We start from the raw sequence: 21,895 nt of genomic DNA, 5'->3' as shown, positions 1-21,895 counted from the left end.
AAGCGCTCAGGCGAAGGTGTCGATCAGGCCGACGCTGCGCTGCGTTGCCGTGGAGGCCGTCACCGTGCCGGTGTCGTCGCCGGAGCTGGCGCCGCCACTGCCGCTGCCGCCGCGGCTCGCCGAGCGCGAACCGTTGCCGCCGTCCTGCTGCCCCTGCTGGTTCATCTGCCGCGCGAAGCCGTCGCTCACGCTGGCGCTGCCAAGGCCGATGCCGTTCTGCTCCATCGCCTCGCGCAGCTTGGGCAGCGCGGCCTCCACAGCGTCGCGCACCTGCTGGTGCTGCGAGACGAAGAGCGCATGGGCATGGCTTTCGGAGACCTGCAGCACGACCTGAAGCGGGCCGAGATCCTTCGGATTGAGCGTCAGTTCGGCCGAGGACTGGTTCGCGTTCGAGAGGAACACGACCTTCTGGCTCAGCTCGTCCTCCCAGTCGGAGGTGCCCACCTGCGGGCTCAGCGCGGCGGCGTTCGCGCCGGCCGCGGCAGCCGCGGTCGGCGCCTGGGCCACGGCCTGGGCCTGGGCGGCCGCCGCAGCGGCGGCCTGGGTCGCGGCGAGCGCATCCGCGGCGGCCTGGTTCGTGCCGCCTCCGGCCGTCTGGGTCGATCCTTGCTGCGTCGTCGCCGCGGCGGCGAGGGCGTCGGCCGCGGCCTGGGCGGGACTCGCGCCCGCGCTCGCGCCGGAGGCCAGCGTACTGCCATTGGCGGTGCCGGTCGTGCCCGCATCCTTCCCCGCGCCGTGGGCGGCGAGGTGAGCGGCGAAGCCGTCCGCCGAGCCGCCGGCGCTCGCGGCACCGCTGGCGCCGGCCGTCGCACCCGCGGCGGCGTTGCCCGCCGCGGCGCCCATCGAAGCGAAGCGCGCCGAAACGGCGCCTTGACCGCCGCGCGCCGCCGAAAGCGCGGCCTCCAGCGCGTCGTGGACCGACTTCGCGCCGCCGGAAGCGCCGCCGCTGTCCGAAGCGGTATCGCTCGCGCCGTTGGCCAGCGCGCCGGCCGTGGCGCTCGATGCGAGGCTCTGCAGCGTGGCGTCCGACTGGCCGTTGGCGCTGGCCGTCGCGCCCTGGGCTTGCGCCTGGGCCTGCATGGCCGCGGCGGCGGCCTGCGCACCGGCGGCATCGGCCTGCTGCTGCGTGGGTGAGTTGCCGCTGCGATGCTGTCCGCTGCCCCACGTGTGCTGCGTCCCCGACGACTGCGAGCTGCCGTCCGGGGCGCTGGCGTCTTGCTGGCTCCCGCTGCCCTGCGCGCCGCCGGTCGCGGCCGATTGTGCGGATTGCGCGGCCTGGGACGACTGCTGACCCTGCGACGCGGACGCCGTGGCCGAGCCCTGCTGCGACGACTGGGCCGCTTGCGAGGACGGGTTGTTCTGCCATGCCGGCGGCGTGTTTTGCTGCTGGGCGCCGATGCTCTGCTGCAGCGTTTGCGCGAAGGCCTGGCTACCCTGGGTCGCCTGGCTGGTGGAGCTGCTGGACAACGCGTCGTCTACGGCGTCGAGCAGTGAACTGGCAATGGCAAGGATCGGCATGGCGATTCCTTCGGATACCTACGGTTAAGGGTGTTGCGGCGCACGCATGCGCAGGATGCGCGCGGCGTACTCGTCGGAGTCGCGTTGTTCGCGGCGCGCTTCCTTGCGGGCGGCCACATCGTCCTGGCGCGCCTGCAGCACTTCGTATGAACCGAGCTTCTGCTTGCAGCGCTGCCATTCCGGCTTCGCGGCCTCGAGGCGCGCGCTGGCCTGGTCCAGCATGCGCCGCTGCTGCTCGATGGCGGTATCGAGCGTATCGATGAACGCCTGGAAATTACGCACGTTGCCGGCCGCCATCCCCTGGCGCGCCGACTCGGTGAAGCGCGTGTGGTACTCCGCGCGATAGTTGATGAGCGCCTCGAGCTGGGTCTCGATCTCGTTCTTCTCGCGCTGCATGCGCCCGAGCCGCTGCGCGGCGGCGTCGACGTCGTCCTGCGCGAGTCCGATCAAGGTTTGCAGCGGGGAGTGTTGCGTCATGTCCTGGCTCCTGGGGAGGTCTGGCCGATGAGCGCGCCGAGCGCTTCGAGGCTGGACGGGTAGCTGGCGGTCTCGCGAAAGCCCTGTTGCAGGAACGCCTCGATGCGCGGATACAGCGCGATCGCGCGGTCGAGCACCGCGTCGCGTCCGCTCACGTAAGCGCCCACGTTGATGAGGTCGCGGTTGCGCTGGTAGCGCGAAAGCATCTGCTTGAGCGCGCGCGTGCGGTTCAGGTGCTGGTCGTCGATCAGCGCGGTCATCGCGCGGCTGATCGAGGCTTCGATGTCGATGGCCGGATAGTGGCCCGCTTCCGCGAGGGCGCGCGAGAGCACGATATGGCCGTCGAGAATCGCGCGCGCCGAGTCGGCAATGGGGTCCTGCTGGTCGTCGCCTTCGGTGAGCACGGTGTAGAACGCCGTGATCGAGCCGCCGCCCTCGGGGCCGTTGCCGGTGCGCTCGACGAGCGCGGGCAGGCGCGCGAATACCGAAGGCGGGTAGCCCTTGGTCGCGGGCGGCTCGCCGATGGCGAGCGCGATCTCGCGCTGCGCCATCGCGTAGCGCGTGAGCGAGTCCATCAGCAGCAGCACGTGCTTGCCCTGGTCGCGGAAATATTCGGCGAGCGTCGTGGCGTAGGCGGCGCCCTGCATGCGCAGCAGCGGCGAGACGTCCGCCGGCGCGGCCACCACGACCGAGCGCGCGAGCCCGTCGGGCCCGAGGATCTGCTCGATGAATTCCTTCACTTCGCGGCCCCGCTCGCCGATCAGGCCGATCACGATCACCTCGGCGCTCGTCGCGCGCGCCATGGTGCCGAGCAGCACCGACTTGCCGACGCCCGAGCCCGCGAAGAGGCCCATGCGCTGGCCGCGCCCGACCGTGAGCAGGGCGTTGATCGCGCGCACGCCGACGTCGAGCACCTTGTGGATCGGCTCGCGGTTGAGCGGATTGATCGACGGCGCGGTGAGCGGCGCGTCGGCTTCGGCCGCGAGCGGCCCGAGCCCGTCGAGCGGCTTGCCGGAGGCGTCCACCACGCGGCCGAGCATGCCCCAGCCCACTGGCAGGCGCTTCGCGCCCGCCATGGGATTGGCGATCGGCGCGGCTTCGAGCGGCCAGACGCGCGCGCCGGGCAAGAGGCCCGCGACCTCGGTCGTGGGCATGAGGAAAAGCTTGTCGCCCGAGAAGCCCACCACCTCGGCTTCGGCCATCGCCAGCGTGGCGCCGGGCGGCAGTTCGATCATCACTTCGGCGCCCACCGCGAGGCGCAGGCCCACCGCTTCGAGCACGAGGCCGGCGGCGCGCGTGAGGCGGCCGCAGGCGCGCAGCGGCTTTGCCAGAACGTTGCGCTGGCGCACGCCCGAAAGGAACGCGTTCCAGGACTGCAAATGAGGATTCGCGGGATCGAAATGAGGCGGCGGCGTGTAGGGCGGGACTGCCGCGGCGCTGCCGGCAACGCCCGCGTGCGGGCCGCCGGCCGCGGCGGCAGGGGCTGCGTGGACGTCGCCGCCCACCAGCATGGCGGCCTGCTCCGCGTCGTGCGCGCCGGGCCCGAACGAAGCGAGCGCGAGCTCCTGCTCGAGCGGCGTCAGGTCGCTCGTGTGGATCGTTCCGGCGGGCGGCGGCGTCACCATGGCCGGACCTTGCCGAGCGCGGCGGACACGCGCTCCCAGCGCGAGGCGACGTTCGCGTCGACCTCGCCGGTGGCGGCCTGCGCGCGGCAGCCGCCGCGCTCGAGCGCCGGATCGGTGCGCACGGTCCAGCCGCGCGCTTCGAGTTCTTCCTGCAGATAGGCCTCGACCACGGGCAGGTCGGCGGGGCTTACCACGAGCTGCGGCGAGCCTGCGAGCGCGGGTTCGGCGGCGAGCACCTCGCGGGCCACCGCGACGAGCGCGGTCGGGTCGTGCTGGACGTGCTGGCGCACGACCTGCTGGGCAATGTCGAGCGCGAGCTCGACGAGCGTTTCGGCCACGCCCGCCTCGACGGTCGTGAGCGCGTCGGAAAAGCGCTGCGCGATCTGCGCGAGCTGGCGCGCCTGGGCGCGCGCATCGGCGAGCCCCTGCTCGAAGCCCTGCTTGTGGCCCTGGTCGTAGCCGGCCTGGTAGCCGAGCGCCTGGCCCGCGACGTGGCCCGAGGCCACGCCTTGCGCATGCGCGTCGTCGCGCAGCCGCTGGAGCTCGGCCTCGAAGGCCGCCTCTTCGTCGGGCGAAGGCGGCGGGGGCGGGGGCGGCGGCGGGTCGAACGACGCCATCTCCCAGCGCTGGTACGCCGAGGTTCTGGCTTGGGCCTTCGCCATGTTGGCTTCGGCCGTCGTCTCGTCAGACATACGCATCTTCCGCCTTGCCGCCGATCACGATCTGGCCGCTTTCGGCCAGATTTCGCACGATCTGCAGGATACGCCGCTGCTGCGCTTCGACTTCCGAAACGCGCACGGGGCCGCGCGCGTCGAGGTCTTCGGCGAGCAGTTCGGCCGCGCGCTGCGACATATTGGAGAGGAACTTCTGGCGCAGCGCGGGCGGCGCGCCCTTGAGCGAGATGATGAGCGACTCCGACTCCACTTCCTTGAGCAGCAGCTGGATCGCGCGGTCTTCGAGATCGAGCAGGTTCTCGAACACGAACATCTGGTCGACGATCTTCTGCGCGAGCTCGGCGTCGTACTGGCGCACGCTTTCCAGCACGCCTTCTTCGTGCTGACTCGTCATGAAGTTGAGGATTTCGGCCGCCGTGCGGATGCCGCCCATCGGGCTGCGCTTGAGGTTGTCGCTGCCCGAGAGCAGGCCCGTGAGCACGTCGTCGAGCTCGCGCAGCGCGGCCGGCTGGATGCCGTCGAGCGTCGCGATCCGCAGCAGCACGTCGTTGCGCAGGCGTTCGGTGAAGCACGAGGCGATTTCGGAGGCCTGATCGCGGTCGAGGTGCACGAGGATGGTCGCGATGATCTGCGGGTGCTCGTTCTTGATGAGCTCGGCCACCGACCCCGAGTCCATCCACTTGAGCCCTTCGATGCCGCTCGTGTCGCCGCCCTGCAGGATGCGGTCGATGATGGCGCCGGCCTTATCCTCGCCGAGCGCCTTGTTGAGCACGTTGCGGATGTAGTCGTTGGAGTCGAGCGAGAAGGCGGTGTGCTGCTCCGCCTCCTTCACGAACTCCTGCAGGATGACTTCGATCTCTTCGCGCTTGACGTTCTTCAGCGTGGCCATGGCCGTGCCGATCTTCTGCACTTCGCGCGGGCCGAGGAACTTGAAGACCTCCGCGGCCTCCTCCTCGCCGATCGACATCAGCAGCAGTGCACTCTTGACAGCCCCTTCAGCGCTCATCGTTCACCCAGGTCTTCACGACGGTTGCAACGATCTTCGGATCCTGGCGCGCGATCGTGCGCGCATATTCCAGGTTCCGCTCGAATTTGTGCTTCTCGCTCTCGAAGGAGAGCAGGGCGGCTTCGCTGTCGTGGTCCTCGGCCTTTTTCTCGGCGTGGGGCAGGCCGTCGAGCAGCAGCGGCTCGGCGTCGTCGCTGCCGGCCAGCGCGGGCGCGGCCGGCTCCGGCGGCGGGAACGCGCGGCGCAGCGCCGGCTTCACCATCGCGAAGTAGAGGAACAGCGCCACGGCGCCGATGCCGAGCCACGTCGCGATCTGCTTCGCGAGCGCGATGATGTCGGGCTGGCGCCACCACGGCAGGTTCGCGTCCGGGTCGACTTCCTGCTGGAACGCCGCGTTCACGACGTTCACGGAGTCGCCGCGCTTCGCGTCGTAGCCCATCGCGTCCTTCACGAGCTGGTCGATCTGGGCGAGCTTCTGGGCGTCGAGCGGCTGCATCGTCGCATGGCCTTTCGCGTCCACCTTGGGCTGATAGTTGACGATCACGGCGACCGAAAGCCGCTTGATCCCGCCCGGCGACTGCTGAAAGTCGCGCACGGTCTTGTCGAGCTCGTAGTTGGTCGTGGTGTCGCGATGGTCGGAGATCGGCGTCGTGGCCGGCGCGCCGCTCGCGCCCGCCGGCGCGGTGATGGGCGCGGAGGCCGGCTGCGGCGGTTGATTCGAAAGCGCACCCGGCACGCCCGAGGCGCCGCCCTGCTGCATTTCCGTGTCGATGCTCTGCTGCTGGCTGCGGATCGAGCTTTGCTGCGGGCTGCCATTCGGGCCGTAGTCTTCGGAAGTCTGCTCGAGCTTCGAGAAGTCGATGTCGGCGCTCACCTGCGAGCGTGCGTTGCCCGCGCCGAAGAGCGGGGCGAGGATGGCGTCGATGCGCGCCTGCGTGTCGTGCTCGACCTGGTGCACGTACTTGAGCTGCGAGGCGTCGAGGCCGGCGCCCGAGCTGCTCTGCGTGAGCAGGTTGCCGTCCTGGTCCACCACGGTCACGTTGCGCACCGGCAGGTCGGGCACCGCGGCCGCCACCATATGGGTGATGGCGGCCACCTGGCCGTCGTCGAGCACGCGGCCCGGATAGAGGTTCACGAGCACCGAGGCGGTGGGCGCTTCGCGCTCGCGCACGAACACGGTGGGCTTCGGGATGGCCAGATGCACGCGCGCCGACTTCACGCTCGCGATCGACTCGATCGTCTGCTCGAGCTCGCCTTCCAGCGCGCGCTGGTAGTTCACCTGCTCGGCGAACTGGCTGATGCCGAACTTCTGGTTGTCCATCAGCTCGAAGCCGACCGAGCCGTTCTTCGGCAGGCCCTGGGAAGCGAGGCGCAGGCGCATTTCGTTGACCTGGTCGGAAGGCACGAGAATCGCGCCGTTGCCGTCCGAAAACTTGTAGGGAACGTTTGCGGCCTGGAGCGCAGTAATGATGGCGCCGCCGTCGCGGTCCGAAAGATTGCTGTACAGCACCTTGTAGTCGGGCGCGCGCGACCAGAGCACGAGCGCCGCCACGACCGCGACGAATATCGCAACGGCCACGATGAGCGGCGCGCGCGGGTTGCCGCGCATGCCCCGCAGCGACGACAGCGAGCCGAGGCGCTGCGCGAAGCCGCCTGCGCCGCCGCCGAAGTCGTCGGCGGCGCCGGGCGTCGCCGCGCCCGCTGCGGCAGCGCCCGTGGCGAGGCCCAGGCGGGCGTCGGGGTTGATCAAAGAGTTGGCTGACGAATCCATGCGTCGGGGTTCTCCGGGAGTCCTGCTGCGTCCCGCCGGCGGCGCCGCGCGCGCACGGCCGGGACTTTCACACCGGAGAATTATCCGGGGGGCGGGGCAAGCCGATTGCGGGAATAGAGCCGGGTTTTCCCCCTAGTTTCGGCGCTCCCGCAAAGGGCCCGCTGCTATGCTCTCCACCAGACTCGGCGCCCTTGTCCGCTCAGGCTGCGGCGGGTACCGGGCGATTGCGGCCGCGCGAGCGGCGCGCCATTCCTTCCAGATTCGTGGAGTCACCATGACCATATCCCCGCTCACCTCCGCACTCGCGCAAATGCAATCGATGGCGGCGCAGGCGGCCGGCGGCACGACCGCCGCCGACGAGTCGTCGGGCGCGGCGACGGCGGGCGGGTTCGCCGCGGCGCTCAAGGCCTCGCTCGACAAGATCAGCGACGACCAGCAAAAGGCGGTGGGCGAGTCGCAGGCGTTCGAATTGGGGTCGAACAACGTGTCGATCAACGACGTCATGGTGGACATGCAGAAAGCCAACGTCGGCTTTCAGTTCGGGCTCCAGGTGCGCAACAAGCTGGTCTCCGCCTACACCGACCTCATGCAGATCCAGGTCTGATCGCGTCGCACTGACGTCGCACTAAAGCTTCTCCCGCTTCGTTCCGATAACCCGGTTACAAGCTGCCTGACGCGCCGTGCGCGCCGGGTGCCTACACCGTAACCACCGCAGCACGTATCGAGGAGAAGCGCCGATGTTTTCCCCTGCCCATTCCGGAGCCAATGCTTACGCACGCGTGGGGGTTCAGACAGGGGTCATGGGCGCGAGTCCGCACAAGCTGATCGTGCTCCTGTACCAGGGGGCGCGCAAAGCGGTCGCACAGGCACGCTTGCATTTGCAGATGGGCAATGTCGGGCCGCGTTGCGAAGCGATCAGCAAGGCGATCCGGATTGTCGAAAGTGGGCTCCAGTTGTCGCTGAACGCGGAGGCGGGCGGGGAAATCGCGCAGCGCCTGAATACGCTGTACGGCTATATGACACGGCGGCTGCTGGAAGCCAATATTGAACAGAGCGAGTCCAAGCTGGTCGAGGTCGACCGGCTGCTGGCAACGCTCGAGGAAGCATGGCTGGGAATCGCGCCGGAAGCCGAGCAGCCGGGCGCATTGCCAGCCGCTCCGGGGTCCGGTCCATTGACGAGATGAGTTCGAAAGCAGACTACTTCGCCCGCTACGAAGCGATTGCGGCAGTCTCGGGGCAGATGCTCTGCGCGGCACGCGATTCGCACTGGAATGCGCTGATCGGTCTCCAGGAGGAGTACCGCTCACTCGTCGATGCGCTCAAGGCCGCCGACGGCGGCGTACGGCTCACCGGTGCCGAACGCGCGCGCAAGTTCGAGTTGATCCGCCAGATCCTTGCCGACGATGCGGCCATCCGCGATCTCGCGAGTCCCTGCATGGCGCGTTTGTCGGCGCTGTTCGCGGGGACGGCGCAGCCTTCCAGGGTCCTGAAAGAACTGTATGGCGCGCGCTGAAAGCGCCGGCTGATATCGATATTGACAGACGGGCACTGCGCCGCGAGCGCCGCGACCCGGCGGCTTCGGGGAGCGCATGAACGGAATCGACACGGGCAGCGCCGCGCTGCTGGCGGGCGGCGTGAGCGGGCTCAGTCCGGTGGGCTCGCAGGGCAGCGCCGGCGCCGCGCAGACGGGGGTCTCCGCCCTCGCCACGGGCGGCGCCGCCGCGCTTGCCGACTCGCAAACCGGCACCGCCCCGCAGGCTTCGGCGCTGACCGTACTCTCCGCCGTTGCGCTCGCGCTCGATGCCATCATCCGCTCCGGCGGCGAAGCGACGCCCGCCGTGGTCGGCGAAGCGCCGGTCTGGAGCGATCCCGATGCGGCCACGCCCGGCGACGCTTCCCTGCCGCTGCCCGGCATGCCTGCCACGGCCGCCCCTGCGGCCACTGGGGTCACCACCGGCGCCGCGGCGGCCGATCTGGCGGCGCTCGAAGCCGCGCTGATCGCCGACACGGACGCCGCGCTCGCGCAAGGCGCGGCGAATCCCGCCTCCGCTTTCACCGATAGCGCCGCGACGGCCAATGCCGCCGCGGTCGCTTTGGCGGCAGAGGACGCTGCCGCCGCCGGGCAGGCCGCTGGCGCTGGCGCGACCGCTCAGGCCGCCGCCGCGCAGTCGGGCCCGGTCGCTGCGCTCGCTGCCGCGCTACAGCAGACCGTGACCGGCAGCGGTCTTTTCTACGAATCGCACCTCGCGCAATGGCTGCTTGGCCAGCGTACGCCCGCTTCGCTCGCGGACGAGCCGCAGAACCGGCTCGTCGATGCCTCGGCGCAATTGCCGCTCGACTGGGCGCTCGCCTCCGACGAAGCCGACGACGTGCTCTGGGCCGAAGCGGGCGCGCGTGACGCGATGCCCGGCGGCGCGCGCGGCGATGGCACGAATGCGTCGCAGGCGGCCAACCTGGGGCCGGAGACCGGCGCGGCCTTGCTTGCTTCGAACCCGGCCGGCGCGGCATTCGTGCGCACGAACGGCCTGCTGGCCGAGGCGACGCTCCTGCCCGCATCGCAGAACGAGGCGCAGAGCCAGGCGGTGCACGCCGCCGTGATTCCGCTCGTGCGCCAGCAGCTCGACCTGCTCGCTACCGGCGAATTCCGCTGGACCGGCGAGGCATGGCCCGGCGTGCGATTCGACTGGAGCCTCCAGCAGGAGCGCTTCGATCCGCGCGACGGGCGTCATGGGGCGGGCGGCGATCCGGCCGATGCGCCGTGGCGCACGCGGCTCACGCTCTCGCTGCCGACACTCGGCACCGTGGACGCCGAGCTCACCCTGGCGGGCGAGGCGCTGGCCGTGCGCGTGCAGGCAAATCCGGGCGGCGCGGTGCGATTGATTGCGGGCGGCGATGCGCTGCGCGGCCGGCTCGAAGCCTTGGGCCTCGCGCTGACCTCGCTCTCGATCCGCGAGGTGGGGGGCGCACCGGCTCCCGCCGAAGCGTCGAAGGCGGCCAGTGCCTATGCGCGCGCCGCTGCGGCAGCGGCCGCCGCCGCCGCGCAGGACGCGCAAGTCCATGCGCAAGCGCCTACCCCTGCGCCGGACGGCGCCGCCGCCGACTTCGACTGGGAGCTCTGATGAGCCGCATGCACCGCAAGACAGCCGCGGCGCTCGCCTACGACACGCCCACCGCCGAAGGCGTGCCGCGCGTCGTGGCGAAGGGCTACGGCATCGTCGCCGACATGATCGTCCAGCGCGCGAAGGAGGCCGGGCTGTACGTGCATCAGTCGCCCGAAATGGTGTCGCTGCTGATGCAGGTGGATCTCGATGCGAAGATTCCGCCAAGGCTCTATCAGGCCGTCGCGGAACTGCTCGCGTGGCTGCACCAGCTCGAAGCTGTGCAGCCGGAGAAGGCAGCCGGAAGCGATGCGGCAGCCGGCGCCGCGAAAGCCGCGCTCACATCGATGCAGCCGATGCAGCCGGCGCGGCCCATGCAGCCGGCCGCGTTGCCCGCGCCGCTCAGAACTTCATCATCAAGCTGATCAGCGCGTTGAAGAGCCGCCCGTAGGGCGGCGCGATGAGCCCGCGCCCGTTCAGGCGCGACTGCGTGAACACGGGCTTCATCTGCGAGAACGTCGCGAAGCCTTCATAGCCGTGGTACGCACCCATGCCGCTCGCCCCGACGCCGCCGAACGGCAGGCCTTCCGCGGCGATGTGCATGAGCGTGTCGTTCACCGACATGCCGCCCGCCACCGTCTCGTGCGTCACGCGCTCGACCGTGCGCGCGTCGTCGGCATAGAGGTAGAGCGCGAGCGGACGCGCGCGCGTATTTACGTAGCGCAGCGCTTCGTCGAGCGTGTCGTAGGGCACGAGCGGCAATAGCGGCCCGAAAATCTCCTCCCGCATGAGCGTCGTGTCCTCGGGCGCGCCCGTCACGATCACGGGCGCGAGGCGGCGCGCCGCCGCGTCATGGCCGCCGAGCGGATGCAGTTGCGCGCCGGCGTCCTGTGCTTCGTCGGCAAGCCGCAGCAGGCGCTCGAAATGGCGCGCCGAGATGATCGAGGTGTAGTCGCCGTTGTGCAGGAAGTCCGGGTAGAGCTGCGCAAAGCGCATGCGCGCGCGTTCGATGAAGGCCGCCTCCTTGCCGCGCGGCAGCAGCACGTAGTCGGGGGCGATGCAGGTCTGCCCCGCGTTGAGCGTCTTGCCGAGCAGCAGGCTGTCGACCGCGTAGTCGAAGCGCGCCGCTTCGCCTACGATCGCGGGCGACTTGCCGCCCAGTTCGAGCGTGACGGGCGTGAGATTGGCCGCCGCCGCGCGCATGACTTCGTGGCCGACGCGCGTCGAGCCCGTGAACAGCAGATGGTCGAAGGGCAGCGCCGTGAAGGCGGCGCCCACCGAGGCGTCGCCGTTCACCACGGCCACGTGGTCGCGCGCGAAGGTCTTGCCGATCAGCTCCTCGACGAGCGCCGACGTGCGCGGCGTGAGCTCCGACATCTTGATCATCGCGCGGTTGCCGGCCGCGAGCGCGCACACGAGCGGCCCCGCGCCGAGCAGCAGCGGATAGTTCCACGGCACGACGATGCCGGCCACGCCGAGCGGCTGGGGCACCACTTTCGCGTGTGCCGGGCGCAGCCATCTGCCCACGCCGCGCCGCTGCGGCTTCATCCAGCGTTCGCCGTGCCTGAGCGCCGAGTCGATCTCCTGCTTCAGCGTCACGAATTCGGCCAGCGTGATTTCCGCTTTCGAGCGCTGGCCGAAGTCGGCGTTCATCGCTTCGGCCAGCGCGTCGCGGTTGTCCATCACCATCGCGCGCAAGGCCTTGAGATGGCGCGCGCGCGTTTCCCAGGCGGGGAAGGGTTCGCGCAGGAAGGCTTCGCGCTGCGCGGCGAGCAAGGTGAGGAGGCCGTGGTGCGATTCGCGGGAATCAGACGAATCGGGCGAATCGGGCGAATCGGGCGAATCGGGCGAATCGGGCGAAAGGGCCTCGGGCAGGTCGTGCTTCATGGTCGGTCCTCGGGACTGGAATGTATTGTGGTTCTCGATGCGGGATTCCGCGCTTCAAAGCCTCTTTCGCCGCTCCGTTCACGGCGCCGGAAAGGCGCGCGCGACGAGCGCCGCATGGTCGAAGCGCGCAGGCAGCGTGCCGAACACGCGGCCGCAATCGGCGCTGTGCTCGTCGAGACGCGTGGCGATGAAGGCGTCGGCGACTTCGGCCGGACCTTCGCGCAGCACCACGGCCTGCGCGATCAGTACGAGCTGCTGGGCGATGTGCCGTGCGTTCGCTTCGCGCGTGCCGGGCGCACCGTTCAGCAGTGCAGACAATCGATCGAGCGCCGCTTCGAGTCCCGGATGCCCGTGCGCGTCGCGCCGCCAGGCGAGGAAGAGGGCCTGCGCGACGTCGGCTTCGCGCTCCAGCGCGCGCAGCACGTCGAGGCACATGACGTTGCCCGACCCTTCCCAGATCGAGTTGACGGGCGCCTCGCGATAAAAGCGTGCCATCGGCCCTTCCTCGACATAGCCGTTGCCGCCCCAGACCTCCATCGCCTCGCCGGTGAACGCGAGCGCGCGCTTGCAGACCCAGAATTTCGCGGCGGGCGTGATGACGCGGCGCCACGCGCGCGCGGCAAGCGAATCGGCGCTTTCCTCGAAGGCCTGCGCGAGCCGCATGAAGAGCACCGTCGCGGCCTCGGATTCGAGCGCGAGATCGGCGAGCACGTTCTGCATGAGCGGCTGTTCGGCGAGAAGACGCCCGAACGCGCTGCGGTGCCGCGCGTGATGGATCGCCTGCACGAGCGCCGCCCGCATGAGCGCCGCACTGCCGATCACGCAGTCGAGCCGCGTGTAATTCGCCATTTCGATGATGGTGGGCACGCCCCGGCCTTCCTCGCCGATCATCACGCCGTACGCGTCGAAGAATTCGACTTCGCTGCTCGCGTTCGAGCGATTGCCGAGCTTGTTCTTCAGGCGCTGCACGTTCACGGTGTTCTTCGTGCCGTCGGGCGCGTAGCGCGGCACGAAGAAGCACGAGAGCGCGTCTTCTTCGCCCGTGCGCGCGAGCACGAGGTGTGCGTCGCACTGCGGCGCCGAGAAAAACCACTTGTGGCCGGTGAGCCGGTATTGCGCGCCGCGGCCGCTCGCGGCGCTGGCAGGGCACGCTTCGGTGCGGTTGCTGCGGACGTCGGAGCCGCCCTGCTTCTCGGTCATCCCCATGCCGATCATCATCGACGACTTTTGCGGCCACGGCAGATCGCGCGGGTCGTGCTTGCGCGCATAGAGGCGCTCGCGCAGCGACTCGAAGAGCGCGGGCTCGCGTTGCAGCACGGGGATGCTCGCGAAGGTCATCGTTATCGGGCAGAGCGACCCCGATTCGATCTGGGCGTGCAGGAAATAGCCCGCGCTGCGGGCGGCCATCGCGCCGTGCTGCGGGTTCGAAAACGGCAGCGCGTGCAGGCCTTCGGCGCGCAGCAGGGCGAGCAGGCGATGCCAGGCCGGATGGAATTCGAGTGCGTCGATACGCTCGCCGCGCGGGCTGTGCGTGAAGAGTTCGGGCTCGTGGCGGTTGGCGAGATCCGCGAGTGCGATCGTCTCGGCCGTGCCGAGCTGCCCGCCGTCGCGCATGAGGGCTTCGCGATGCCAGCCGGCGCCGGCGCGCTCGAGGGCTTCGGCGAGCGCCGCGTCGGTGGCGAACAGGTTGTAGTCCGCAAGCGGCGGCGCCTGGTTCGTCACTTCATGGGTCGTGCCGGGGCGACGTGCTGTGTCCATCTGCCTGCCTCCTTGGGACGGGCTCTTCTGGCCCATTGATCGTTCCAGCGCTCCCTGACTGCTTGCCGGAACCTTTCATCGGTGGCGTCTGCCGCGCCCTTCATGTTAGGCGCGGCGGCGTCCTACGGTTTAGAGGAAACTCTCTGACATAAATTGCAGCGCTCGCACGTGACGCTTTCTACAATGCGCGAAAAAGAATTATCGAACGAGCGTGCGCTGAGCGCCAATCGTGGGCAAACCCGGTGGGCAAACCCGGCGCGGCGCGAAGAACCTGGGAGGAGGCGATGGCATACGACTACATCATCGTAGGTGGCGGCTCGGGCGGCGCATCGCTCGCCGGGCGGCTGGCCGCGAACTGTCCCGACGCGACCGTCGCGCTCATCGAAGCCGGGCCGCACACGCGACGCAATTGGCTCGTCAACATGCCGATGGGCGTCGCGGGGCTCGTGCCGCGCCGCATGAAGAACAACTACGGCTATGAAACCGTGCCGCAGCCGGGGCTGGCGGGCCGGCGCGGCTACCAGCCGCGCGGCCGCGGCTTCGGCGGGTCGAGCGCGATCAACGCGATGATCTACACGCGCGGCCATCCGCTCGACTACGACGAGTGGGCGCAACTGGGTTGCACGGGCTGGGCCTGGCGCGACGTGCTGCCGTACTTCGTGCGCGCCGAGGACAACTCGCGCGGCGCGAGCGCGCTGCATGGCGCGGGCGGCCCGCTCGGCGTTTCCGACCTGTGCGAGCGCAATCCGGTGGCCGGGCGCTTCGTGCGCGCGGCGCTGGAGGCGGGCTTTCGCGCCAACGACGACTTCAACGGACCCGATCAGGAAGGCGTGGGCTTTTACCAGGTGACGCAGCGCGGCGGCGAACGCTGTACCGTCGCACGCGCGTATCTGTATGACAAAACGCCTGGGCAAGAACGGCCGAACCTGCACCTGATCGCCGACGCGACCGTGCTGCGCGTCACCTTCGACGGTGCGCGCGCGAGCGGCGTGGAGGTGGCGCGCGGCGGCCGGATCGAAACGCTGGAGGCGTGCGCGGAAGTGATCCTCGCGGCCGGGGCGTTCAACACGCCGCAACTCCTGATGTGCTCGGGCATCGGCCCGGCCGAGGCGCTGCGCGAGCACGGCATTGCCGTGCTGCACGACGCGCCGGAGGTAGGCCGCAACCTGATCGACCATATCGACTTCACGTACAACAAGCGCGTCCATTCGAGCGAAACCATCGGCTATTCGCTGCGCGGCGTCGCGAAGATGCTGCCGGGGCTTGCGCGCTACGTGGGTGCGCGGCGCGGCATGTTCACGACCAACGTGGCGGAGGCGGGTGGCTTTCTGAAGAGCCGCGCCGATCTCGATCGGCCCGATCTGCAACTGCACTTCTGCACGGCGCTCGTGGACGATCACAGCCGCCGCCTGCATTGGGGGCATGGCTATTCGCTGCCCGTTTGCGTGCTGCGGCCGTTCAGCCGCGGCACCGTGACGCTTGCGAGCGCCGATGCGCGCGTTGCACCCGTAATCGATCCGCGCTTTCTGTCAGATACGCGCGACATGGACCTGCTCGTGGAGGGCACGCGCCTCGCGCGGCGCATCATCGATGCGGCACCGCTCGCGCAACTGGGCGGCCGCGAACTCTACACGCATGCGGGACAATCCGAAGCCGAATTGCGCGCGACCATCGCCGCGCATGCCGACACGATCTATCACCCGGTCTCGACCTGCCGCATGGGCAGCGACGCGCAGTCGGTGGTGGACCCGCAACTGCGCGTGCGCGGCGTGAGCGGACTGCGCATCGCCGACGCCTCGGTCATGCCGACGCTGATTGGCGGCAACACGAACGCGCCGACGGTCATGATCGGCGAGCGGGCGGCCGACTTCATGACGCAGGCGCGCCGCACCCACGGCGATGCGCACGACGATACGAGCCGTGCAGGCATGGCGGTCTGACGCAGGCCTTTCCTCCGGCTTCATCCGACCCGCGCGCATGCCGCTCCCCGTAAAACGGGGCGGCTCGCGCGTTTCCCCATGAACGTGCATTGACGAAAAGCACGTGCGGCAGGTGGTTTTCGTTAAATACTGTACGGTGCGTCGCTCGCACCCATTTTCGAGATTTCGCACTCCCTATAATCGCGCCCGCAGTGGGGCGTGTCAGTTGGCGCGTCCGCGAACCGGAGGAGCCGCGTCGATGAGTATCAACGTCTTTCAATTATTGGAAACGGTCCTGAGCGACGATGTCGTCAAAACCTTGTCCACCCGTTTCGGCCTCACACCTGAATACACCCGCCGGATCACCGGCGCCGCCGCGCCCGCGCTCGTCGCGGCCGTCATGCACCGGGGCAGCACGGCCGAGGGCGCGCGCAATCTTTTTGCGGCCATCATGTCGCCCGCGGCGAACGCCCAGATCGGCAAGCAACTGCCCAGCCTGCTCTCGAACACGGCGAGCCTTTCCGCGCTCGAAGCGGGGGGCCGCGAACTGATCCAGAAGGCGACCGGCACGAACGTCGGCGCACTGTCCGATGCCGTGGCCGAGCATACGGGTGCGCCGCAATCGACGGCTTTCGCGCTGTGCGGCGTGGTCGGCGCAACGCTGATGGGCATTCTGAAGCAGCATTTCACGCAATCGCAGGGTTCTGTAGGACAACTGCCTACCTTGCTTGGCCATCAATTGCCGGCGGTCAGCGCGCACCTCACCGACCGGATTGCGAGCGCGATCGGTCTCGGCAGCGCGGCGGCCTTTGGTGCGGCAATTCTTGCGAAGCTCAAGGACGTATCGGCGCATCTCGCGCATCCGCATCCGCAGCCGCCGTCGCAGCCGGTGGCGAACTCGTGGCCGCCGCAGACCCTCGACCGCGAACCCGCGCCGCCGAGTCAGCGCAGCCATGCGTGGATCGTGTGGCTGCTCGCGCTGCTGGTCCTCGCCATCGCCTTTTTCGCGCTGCGCTCGTGCCAGCGTGACGAATCCGCCGACTCGGCCGCGCAGCCCGAGCCGGCCGCGAGCGCGGTACCGGCCGCGGTGCCGGCAGCCGAACCGGCCTCCGAGGTTTCGGCGCCTGTCGTCGCGTCCGGGGCCTCGGCTGCCGTTGCTGCAACGGCAGCAAGCGATACGGCCTCGGCTCCCGCGGCACCCGCACCGACACAGGATGCGCACCTGTCGTTCACGGTGAGCAACGCCGGCGTACCGACGATTGCGGCGACGGTCGGCAGCGAAGCCGAGAAAGCGCAACTCCTCGACGTGCTGACGAAGAAGTTCGGAGCGGGAAAGTTCGCAGTCAACGTGACGATCGACCCGGCGACGAAGCCGGCTGGATGGCTCGCGCACCTCGACGGTCTCCTGCCGCTGATGGCGCTGCCGGGCGCTGAAGTGAAGATCGACGGTACGCACGTCGAACTGAGCGGCGCGGCGGCGGATGCGAAGGCGGGCTGGCTCGACAAGCTCAAGGCGTTGTTCGGCTCGGCCTTCGACGTCAGCGCGTTCAACGCGCAGCAAGCCGTGGCGAGCGCGACGCAGTCCTTCCGCGATGCGATCAAGGGCCTCTTCGGCGCCGACGCTTCGTGCGCGGCCGACGACGTATCGAAAGTGCTGAACCTGCAGGTCGTGAACTTCGCGACGGGCAGCTCGGCCGTGCCGGCAACGGCAGCCGACGACCTGCGCCAGTCGGCGAAGGTGCTCGATACGTGCGCGAAGAACGGCAAGCCGGTGGCGCTGGAAGTGGCGGGCTATTCGGACAACGTGGGCGACGCGGCAGCCAACCTCGCGCTTTCGAAGCAGCGCGCGCTGGCCGTGCGTAGCTACCTCGTAGCGCAGGGCACGCCGCTCGGCACGCTGAGCGCGCAAGGCTATGGCGATGCGAAACCCGTCGACAGCAACGATACCGAAAGCGGCCGGTTCCACAACCGTCGCATCGAGTTCGTGCCGCAGCAGTAGGCGGGTGGGGATGGCTTGAAGGAGGCCGCCCGGCGCGAACCGGGCGGTTTTTCATTGGCTGCGGGCGCCCCCCTCCAACCCCGGCGGCCGCACGAAATCGTCGAGAAACGACGAGGGCTTGCCGAACTCCTCGCGCGCCACGTCGAGCCACGCGCGCGCCGCATGCGACAGATAGGCGTTGCGCTTCCAGCCGATCGCCATGTCCCACGCGATCTCCGGTTCGCTCACCGGCAGGCAGGTGAAGCGCGCCGAATCGAGCCGCCGCACGTAAGGCGCGGGCAGAAGTGCGATCCCCACGCCCGCGAGTACCAGCGCCGCCATCAGATCCCAGTGCCCGCTGCGCCCCACGATCTGCGGCACGTAGCCGGCCGCGCGGCAGGCGTGCAGCACGACGTCGTTGAGCGCGAGACTTTCGCCATAGAACACGAACGGTTCGGCGGCGAGGTCGGCGAGCGGCACGGTCGCGGCGCCGTCCCAGCGCGAGCCTTTCGGCGCGACGAGCCACAGCACCTCGTGCGAGATCGGCAACACGTCGATGGCCGCCGGATCGACGGGCTGCAGGACGCCGCCCAGTTCCAGTTCGCCCGAAATCAGCGCCGCTTCGATCGCGCGCGAACCCTGCTCGAAAAGCTTCAACTCGATCCTCGGGTAGCGCTGACGGAACGCCGCGATGGCCGGCGTGAACAGCGACCCGCCCATCGGCGGAATGCCGATGGTCAGCTCGCCGCGGCCCAGCGTGGCCAGATCGGCAAGCTCGGCTTCCAGCTGCGCCTGCGCCGCGAGCACGTCCTGGCCGCGTTGCCAGACGACGCGGCCCGCGTCGGTGAGCACCATCTGGCGGGCATCGCGCAGCAGCAACTGGGTGCCGGTTTCATCCTCCAGCGCCTTGACCATCTTGCTGATGGTCGGCTGGGTGACGTGCATGGCCTCGGCGGCAGCGGTGAAGCTCTGCTGCCGGACCACCTCGATGAAATAGCGAAGCGCGCGCAGTTCCACGGTCGTGACCTTTAATTCCAGATTGGAATGACTTCGATAAATCTAAGTCATTTTATTTATGTTGCGGTGCAACCTATACTGACTTCCATCGAAACGCCAGCCAGGGTTTGCCATGATCGCTCCGACCTCTCCCTCCTCCCGCAACGCTCCGCAAGACGCGGGCGGACTGGCGCGCGTGGGCCGGATCGCCGCTCAGTCGGCGTTGCTGGCCGGCGTCTGGTTTGCCGCCGACGCGCTCGTGCGCGTCACGCACCTGCCGGTGCCGTCGGGCGTGGTCGGTCTCGTGGCGCTGCTCGCGCTGCTTTTTTGCGGCGGCGTTGCGCCGCGCTGGGTGAAGGCCGGCGCCGACTGGCTGCTCTCCGACATGCTGCTCTTTTTCATTCCGGCCGCCGTGGCGGCGGTTCAGTACGGCGGCCTGTTTCGCGCCGACGGATGGCGCCTCGCGCTCGTGGTGATGGGCGGCACGCTGATGGTGATGGTGGCGGTGGCGATTGCCGTGGAGCAGGCCGCGCGGCTCGAACGGCGCCTCGCGCTGCGCCGGGTGCAGCACGCGCGTCTTCAGCATGCGCGCGCCTGACCTGGCGATCCGCGCCTTGTTTCGCATCGCAGCCTGACCGATCGCTTTCCAGGATGAACCCGTCATGAACACGCTTCTTTCCTCCCTGTTCGCCGACGACGCCGCACGCCTGATCGCCGCCGCCTGCTTCATCGCCACGGTCGCGCTCTATTTCGCCTCCAAGTCGCTCTACGCGCGCTTTCACTCGCCGTGGCTCACGCCGCTCGTCGCGGTGCCCGTCGTGCTGGGTGCGATCGTGCTCGCGCTGCACATTCCGTATCCCGTCTACTTTGCCGATACGCGCTGGCTCATGTGGCTGCTCGGGCCCGCGACGGTCGCGTTCGCCGTGCCGATCTACGAGTACCGCGAGCTCATCAAGCGTCACTGGATCTCGCTGACGGTGGGCGTGACGGTGGGCATCGTCGTCGCGGTGGGCGGCTCGCTCGCGCTCGCGAAGCTGCTGCATCTCGCGCCCGATCTGCAGCGCAGCCTGATGACGCGCTCGATCTCGACGCCGTTCGCGCTCGCGGTGTCCGACAAGATTCACGCGCCGCGCGACCTCACCGCGCTCTTCGTGATTGCCACGGGTGTGTGCGGGATGCTGTTCGGCGAACTCGTGCTGGCGTGCGTGCCGCTGCGCACGCGCCTCGCGCGCGGTGCGCTGTTCGGCGCGGCCGCACACGGCGTGGGCACCGCGAAGGCGCGCGAACTCGGCAGCGAGGAAGGCGTGGTGGCGAGCCTCACGATGATGATCGCGGGCGTGGCCATGGTGCTGCTCGCACCGGCGCTGGGATTCCTGCCGATCTGATCCGGCAGCGGCGACTGGCGATCTCGCGTCGGCCCGGCGCGTCAAACACCGGCGCCGCGCGGCGCCAGGCCGCTCGCGCGGCCGTCATCCCGATTTGCTACAATCACGCCTCGACTCCGAGGAGCGCTGCGACGGGTTCGCCCCGCCAGGCTCGGAGACGCTCAATCCGGCACTCTGTTTTCGCAAATATCCCGAGGTATCCCGTGGATTTCGCGATGCGAATGCCGCATCGAAACGGCGCTCACGTCTTTAATTTCTAGGTCAATTTTAGAAAGGAGGGCGTGATGAACGCCGCAATTCCGCAAGATCAAGCCAAGGATTTCGTCGTCGCCGACATGTCGCTTGCCGCCTGGGGCCGCAAGGAACTCGACATCGCCGAAACCGAAATGCCCGGTCTCGTGCAAACGCGCGAAGAATACAAGGCGCAGCAGCCGCTGAAGGGTGCGCGCATCGCGGGTTCGCTGCACATGACGATCCAGACAGGCGTGCTGATCGAGACGCTGACGGCGCTGGGCGCCGACGTGCGCTGGGCCTCGTGCAACATCTTCTCGACCCAGGATCACGCTGCCGCTGCCATCGCCGCGGGTGGCACGCCGGTGTTCGCATTCAAGGGCGAATCGCTCGACGAATACTGGGAATTCTCGCACCGCATCTTCGAATGGCCGAATGGCGAGTTCGCCAACATGATCCTCGACGACGGCGGCGACGCCACGCTGCTGCTGATCCTCGGCTCGAAGGCTGAGAAGGACCGCTCGGTCATCGCCAAGCCGACGAACGAGGAAGAAGTCGCGCTGTACAAGTCGATCGCTGCGCACCTCGACATCGATCCGGCGTGGTACTCGAAGCGCCTCGCGCACATCAAGGGCGTGACGGAAGAAACCACGACGGGCGTGCACCGCCTGTACCAGATGGAAAAGGAAGGGCGTCTGCCGTTCCCGGCCATCAACGTGAACGACTCGGTCACGAAGTCGAAGTTCGACAACCTGTACGGCTGCCGCGAATCGCTCGTCGACGGCATCAAGCGCGCGACCGATGTGATGATCGCGGGCAAGATCGCCGTCGTGGCCGGTTACGGCGACGTGGGCAAGGGCTGCGCGCAGTCGCTGCGCGGCCTGGGCGCCACCGTGTGGGTGACCGAAATCGATCCGATCTGCGCGCTGCAGGCGGCGATGGAAGGCTACCGCGTCGTGACGATGGAATACGCCGCCGACAAGGCCGACATCTTCGTGACGGCCACCGGCAACTACCACGTGCTGAACCACGATCACCTGAAGGCGATGCGCCACAACGCGATCGTCTGCAACATCGGCCACTTCGACTCGGAAATCGACGTCGCTTCCACGCGTCAGTATCAGTGGGACAACATCAAGCCGCAGGTCGACCACATCATCTTCCCGGACGGCAAGCGCATCATCCTGCTGGCCGAAGGCCGCCTCGTGAACCTCGGCTGCGCCACGGGCCACCCGTCGTTCGTGATGTCGAACTCGTTCACGAACCAGACGCTCGCGCAGATCGAACTGTTCACGCAAGGGCAGAAGTACGAGAACAAGGTGTACGTGCTGCCGAAGCATCTCGACGAGAAGGTCGCGCGCCTGCACCTCGCGCGCATCGGCGCGAACCTGACCGTGCTGTCCGACGACCAGGCTTCGTACATCGGCGTGGACAAGAACGGCCCGTTCAAGCCGAACCACTACCGCTACTGATCCAGGCTTAAGCCGGGTTTAAGTCGTTGGCGGGATGCTGGGGCGGGGGGGGGGGGGGGGGGGGGGGGGGGCGCGCCCCCCCCCCCCCCCCCCCCCCCCC

The 21,895-nt window shown here is 69.0% G+C and carries 19 protein-coding genes and 1 riboswitch; of the genes, 10 read left to right on the top strand and 9 right to left on the bottom strand.

The genetic code is table 11. The annotated features are described in order from the left end of the window. Positions 1-6: 6 nt before the first annotated feature. The 6 genes from V8683_RS16685 to fliF are packed head-to-tail and all read right to left on the bottom strand — an operon-like array spanning position 7 to position 7,071. Positions 7-1,518 carry a flagellar hook-length control protein FliK gene (locus V8683_RS16685; RefSeq protein WP_411188185.1) on the bottom strand — a complete coding sequence of 504 codons (1,512 nt, stop codon included), beginning with the start codon at positions 1,516-1,518 and terminating at the stop codon, positions 7-9. Between the two features lie 24 nt (positions 1,519-1,542). Next, positions 1,543-1,995 carry a flagellar export protein FliJ gene (fliJ, locus tag V8683_RS16680; RefSeq protein WP_411188186.1) on the bottom strand — a complete coding sequence of 151 codons (453 nt, stop codon included), beginning with the start codon at positions 1,993-1,995 and terminating at the stop codon, positions 1,543-1,545. Next, positions 1,992-3,620 carry a flagellar protein export ATPase FliI gene (gene fliI, locus V8683_RS16675; protein WP_411188187.1) on the bottom strand — a complete coding sequence of 543 codons (1,629 nt, stop codon included), beginning with the start codon at positions 3,618-3,620 and terminating at the stop codon, positions 1,992-1,994. Before fliI ends, fliJ begins: the two co-directional genes overlap by 4 nt. Next, the gene (fliH, locus tag V8683_RS16670) at positions 3,614-4,312 is read right to left on the bottom strand and encodes a flagellar assembly protein FliH (protein WP_411188188.1); all 699 of its coding nucleotides are present in this window, start codon (positions 4,310-4,312) and stop codon (positions 3,614-3,616) included. The genes fliI and fliH overlap by 7 nt, the downstream gene beginning before the upstream one ends. Beyond that, entirely contained in the window at positions 4,305-5,300 is a 996-nt protein-coding gene (fliG, locus tag V8683_RS16665; protein ID WP_411188189.1) for a flagellar motor switch protein FliG, read from the bottom strand. Before fliG ends, fliH begins: the two co-directional genes overlap by 8 nt. Further along, positions 5,290-7,071, bottom strand: coding sequence for a flagellar basal-body MS-ring/collar protein FliF (gene fliF / locus V8683_RS16660; RefSeq protein ID WP_411188190.1), 1,782 nt, complete (start codon positions 7,069-7,071; stop codon positions 5,290-5,292). Before fliF ends, fliG begins: the two co-directional genes overlap by 11 nt. Positions 7,072-7,345: 274 nt before the next feature. Here fliF and fliE point away from each other — a divergent pair, with 274 nt between their 5' ends. From fliE to V8683_RS16635, 5 genes are all read left to right on the top strand, one after another. Beyond that, on the top strand, positions 7,346-7,675 hold the full coding sequence (fliE, locus tag V8683_RS16655; protein WP_027792981.1) for a flagellar hook-basal body complex protein FliE: 330 nt from the start codon (positions 7,346-7,348) through the stop codon (positions 7,673-7,675). A 133-nt stretch (positions 7,676-7,808) separates the two neighbouring features. After that, positions 7,809-8,255, top strand: coding sequence for a flagellar export chaperone FliS (gene fliS, locus V8683_RS16650; RefSeq protein WP_411188191.1), 447 nt, complete (start codon positions 7,809-7,811; stop codon positions 8,253-8,255). Beyond that, on the top strand, positions 8,252-8,584 hold the full coding sequence (locus tag V8683_RS16645; protein ID WP_411188192.1) for a flagellar protein FliT: 333 nt from the start codon (positions 8,252-8,254) through the stop codon (positions 8,582-8,584). The genes fliS and V8683_RS16645 overlap by 4 nt, the downstream gene beginning before the upstream one ends. Positions 8,585-8,660: 76 nt before the next feature. Continuing rightward, on the top strand, positions 8,661-10,190 hold the full coding sequence (gene fliK / locus V8683_RS16640) for a flagellar hook-length control protein FliK (protein WP_411188193.1): 1,530 nt from the start codon (positions 8,661-8,663) through the stop codon (positions 10,188-10,190). Next, positions 10,190-10,594: an EscU/YscU/HrcU family type III secretion system export apparatus switch protein gene (locus V8683_RS16635; RefSeq protein ID WP_411188194.1), complete on the top strand. Its 405-nt coding sequence runs from the start codon at positions 10,190-10,192 to the stop codon at positions 10,592-10,594. The genes fliK and V8683_RS16635 overlap by 1 nt, the downstream gene beginning before the upstream one ends. Here the strand turns inward: V8683_RS16635 and V8683_RS16630 are convergent. Both V8683_RS16630 and V8683_RS16625 read right to left on the bottom strand, forming a co-directional pair. Continuing rightward, positions 10,572-12,056: a coniferyl aldehyde dehydrogenase gene (locus tag V8683_RS16630; protein WP_411188195.1), complete on the bottom strand. Its 1,485-nt coding sequence runs from the start codon at positions 12,054-12,056 to the stop codon at positions 10,572-10,574. The two genes, V8683_RS16635 and V8683_RS16630, sit on opposite strands and share 23 nt — an antisense overlap. Before the next feature lie 78 nt (positions 12,057-12,134). Then, positions 12,135-13,814, bottom strand: coding sequence for an isovaleryl-CoA dehydrogenase (locus tag V8683_RS16625; protein ID WP_411188196.1), 1,680 nt, complete (start codon positions 13,812-13,814; stop codon positions 12,135-12,137). A gap of 284 nt (positions 13,815-14,098) precedes the next feature. On the opposite strand from V8683_RS16625, the gene V8683_RS16620 reads away from it, so the two are divergent. Beyond that, positions 14,099-15,754: a GMC family oxidoreductase gene (locus tag V8683_RS16620; RefSeq protein ID WP_411188197.1), complete on the top strand. Its 1,656-nt coding sequence runs from the start codon at positions 14,099-14,101 to the stop codon at positions 15,752-15,754. Positions 15,755-15,992: 238 nt separating this feature from the next. After that, the gene (locus V8683_RS16615) at positions 15,993-17,732 is read left to right on the top strand and encodes an OmpA family protein (protein WP_411188198.1); all 1,740 of its coding nucleotides are present in this window, start codon (positions 15,993-15,995) and stop codon (positions 17,730-17,732) included. A 51-nt stretch (positions 17,733-17,783) separates the two neighbouring features. On the opposite strand, the gene V8683_RS16610 is transcribed toward V8683_RS16615, so the two are convergent. Further along, positions 17,784-18,728 (bottom strand): LysR family transcriptional regulator, encoded by a 945-nt coding sequence (locus tag V8683_RS16610; protein ID WP_411188199.1) that lies wholly within the window; start codon positions 18,726-18,728, stop codon positions 17,784-17,786. 112 nt (positions 18,729-18,840) lie between these two features. On the opposite strand from V8683_RS16610, the gene V8683_RS16605 reads away from it, so the two are divergent. The 3 genes from V8683_RS16605 (at position 18,841) to ahcY (ending at position 21,795) form a co-directional block, all read left to right on the top strand. Continuing rightward, complete coding sequence (locus V8683_RS16605; protein WP_411188200.1) at positions 18,841-19,305, top strand: CidA/LrgA family protein; 465 nt, start codon at positions 18,841-18,843, stop codon at positions 19,303-19,305. A gap of 64 nt (positions 19,306-19,369) precedes the next feature. Next, a complete protein-coding gene (locus V8683_RS16600) occupies positions 19,370-20,092 on the top strand; it encodes an LrgB family protein (protein WP_411188201.1) in 723 nt (240 codons plus the stop codon). A gap of 112 nt (positions 20,093-20,204) precedes the next feature. After that, a riboswitch (S-adenosyl-L-homocysteine riboswitch) is annotated at positions 20,205-20,342 on the top strand. Between the two features lie 34 nt (positions 20,343-20,376). Further along, positions 20,377-21,795 carry an adenosylhomocysteinase gene (ahcY, locus tag V8683_RS16595; RefSeq protein ID WP_411188202.1) on the top strand — a complete coding sequence of 473 codons (1,419 nt, stop codon included), beginning with the start codon at positions 20,377-20,379 and terminating at the stop codon, positions 21,793-21,795. Positions 21,796-21,895 lie beyond the last annotated feature (100 nt).

It is taken from the genome of Paraburkholderia sp. AV2 (assembly GCF_054968425.1).
The sequence above is the reverse complement of the archived record's forward strand: the minus strand, read 5'-3'. Positions and strand labels throughout refer to the sequence as shown.

Coding starts and splice junctions, on each gene's coding strand:
- V8683_RS16685 (WP_411188185.1), bottom strand. CDS start 1,518: ATGCCGATCCTTGCCATTGCCAGTTCACTGCTCGACGCCGTAGACGAC.
- fliJ (WP_411188186.1), bottom strand. CDS start 1,995: ATGACGCAACACTCCCCGCTGCAAACCTTGATCGGACTCGCGCAGGAC.
- fliI (WP_411188187.1), bottom strand. CDS start 3,620: ATGGTGACGCCGCCGCCCGCCGGAACGATCCACACGAGCGACCTGACG.
- fliH (WP_411188188.1), bottom strand. CDS start 4,312: ATGTCTGACGAGACGACGGCCGAAGCCAACATGGCGAAGGCCCAAGCC.
- fliG (WP_411188189.1), bottom strand. CDS start 5,300: ATGAGCGCTGAAGGGGCTGTCAAGAGTGCACTGCTGCTGATGTCGATC.
- fliF (WP_411188190.1), bottom strand. CDS start 7,071: ATGGATTCGTCAGCCAACTCTTTGATCAACCCCGACGCCCGCCTGGGC.
- fliE (WP_027792981.1), top strand. CDS start 7,346: ATGACCATATCCCCGCTCACCTCCGCACTCGCGCAAATGCAATCGATG.
- fliS (WP_411188191.1), top strand. CDS start 7,809: ATGTTTTCCCCTGCCCATTCCGGAGCCAATGCTTACGCACGCGTGGGG.
- V8683_RS16645 (WP_411188192.1), top strand. CDS start 8,252: ATGAGTTCGAAAGCAGACTACTTCGCCCGCTACGAAGCGATTGCGGCA.
- fliK (WP_411188193.1), top strand. CDS start 8,661: ATGAACGGAATCGACACGGGCAGCGCCGCGCTGCTGGCGGGCGGCGTG.
- V8683_RS16635 (WP_411188194.1), top strand. CDS start 10,190: ATGAGCCGCATGCACCGCAAGACAGCCGCGGCGCTCGCCTACGACACG.
- V8683_RS16630 (WP_411188195.1), bottom strand. CDS start 12,056: ATGAAGCACGACCTGCCCGAGGCCCTTTCGCCCGATTCGCCCGATTCG.
- V8683_RS16625 (WP_411188196.1), bottom strand. CDS start 13,814: ATGGACACAGCACGTCGCCCCGGCACGACCCATGAAGTGACGAACCAG.
- V8683_RS16620 (WP_411188197.1), top strand. CDS start 14,099: ATGGCATACGACTACATCATCGTAGGTGGCGGCTCGGGCGGCGCATCG.
- V8683_RS16615 (WP_411188198.1), top strand. CDS start 15,993: ATGAGTATCAACGTCTTTCAATTATTGGAAACGGTCCTGAGCGACGAT.
- V8683_RS16605 (WP_411188200.1), top strand. CDS start 18,841: ATGATCGCTCCGACCTCTCCCTCCTCCCGCAACGCTCCGCAAGACGCG.
- V8683_RS16600 (WP_411188201.1), top strand. CDS start 19,370: ATGAACACGCTTCTTTCCTCCCTGTTCGCCGACGACGCCGCACGCCTG.
- ahcY (WP_411188202.1), top strand. CDS start 20,377: ATGAACGCCGCAATTCCGCAAGATCAAGCCAAGGATTTCGTCGTCGCC.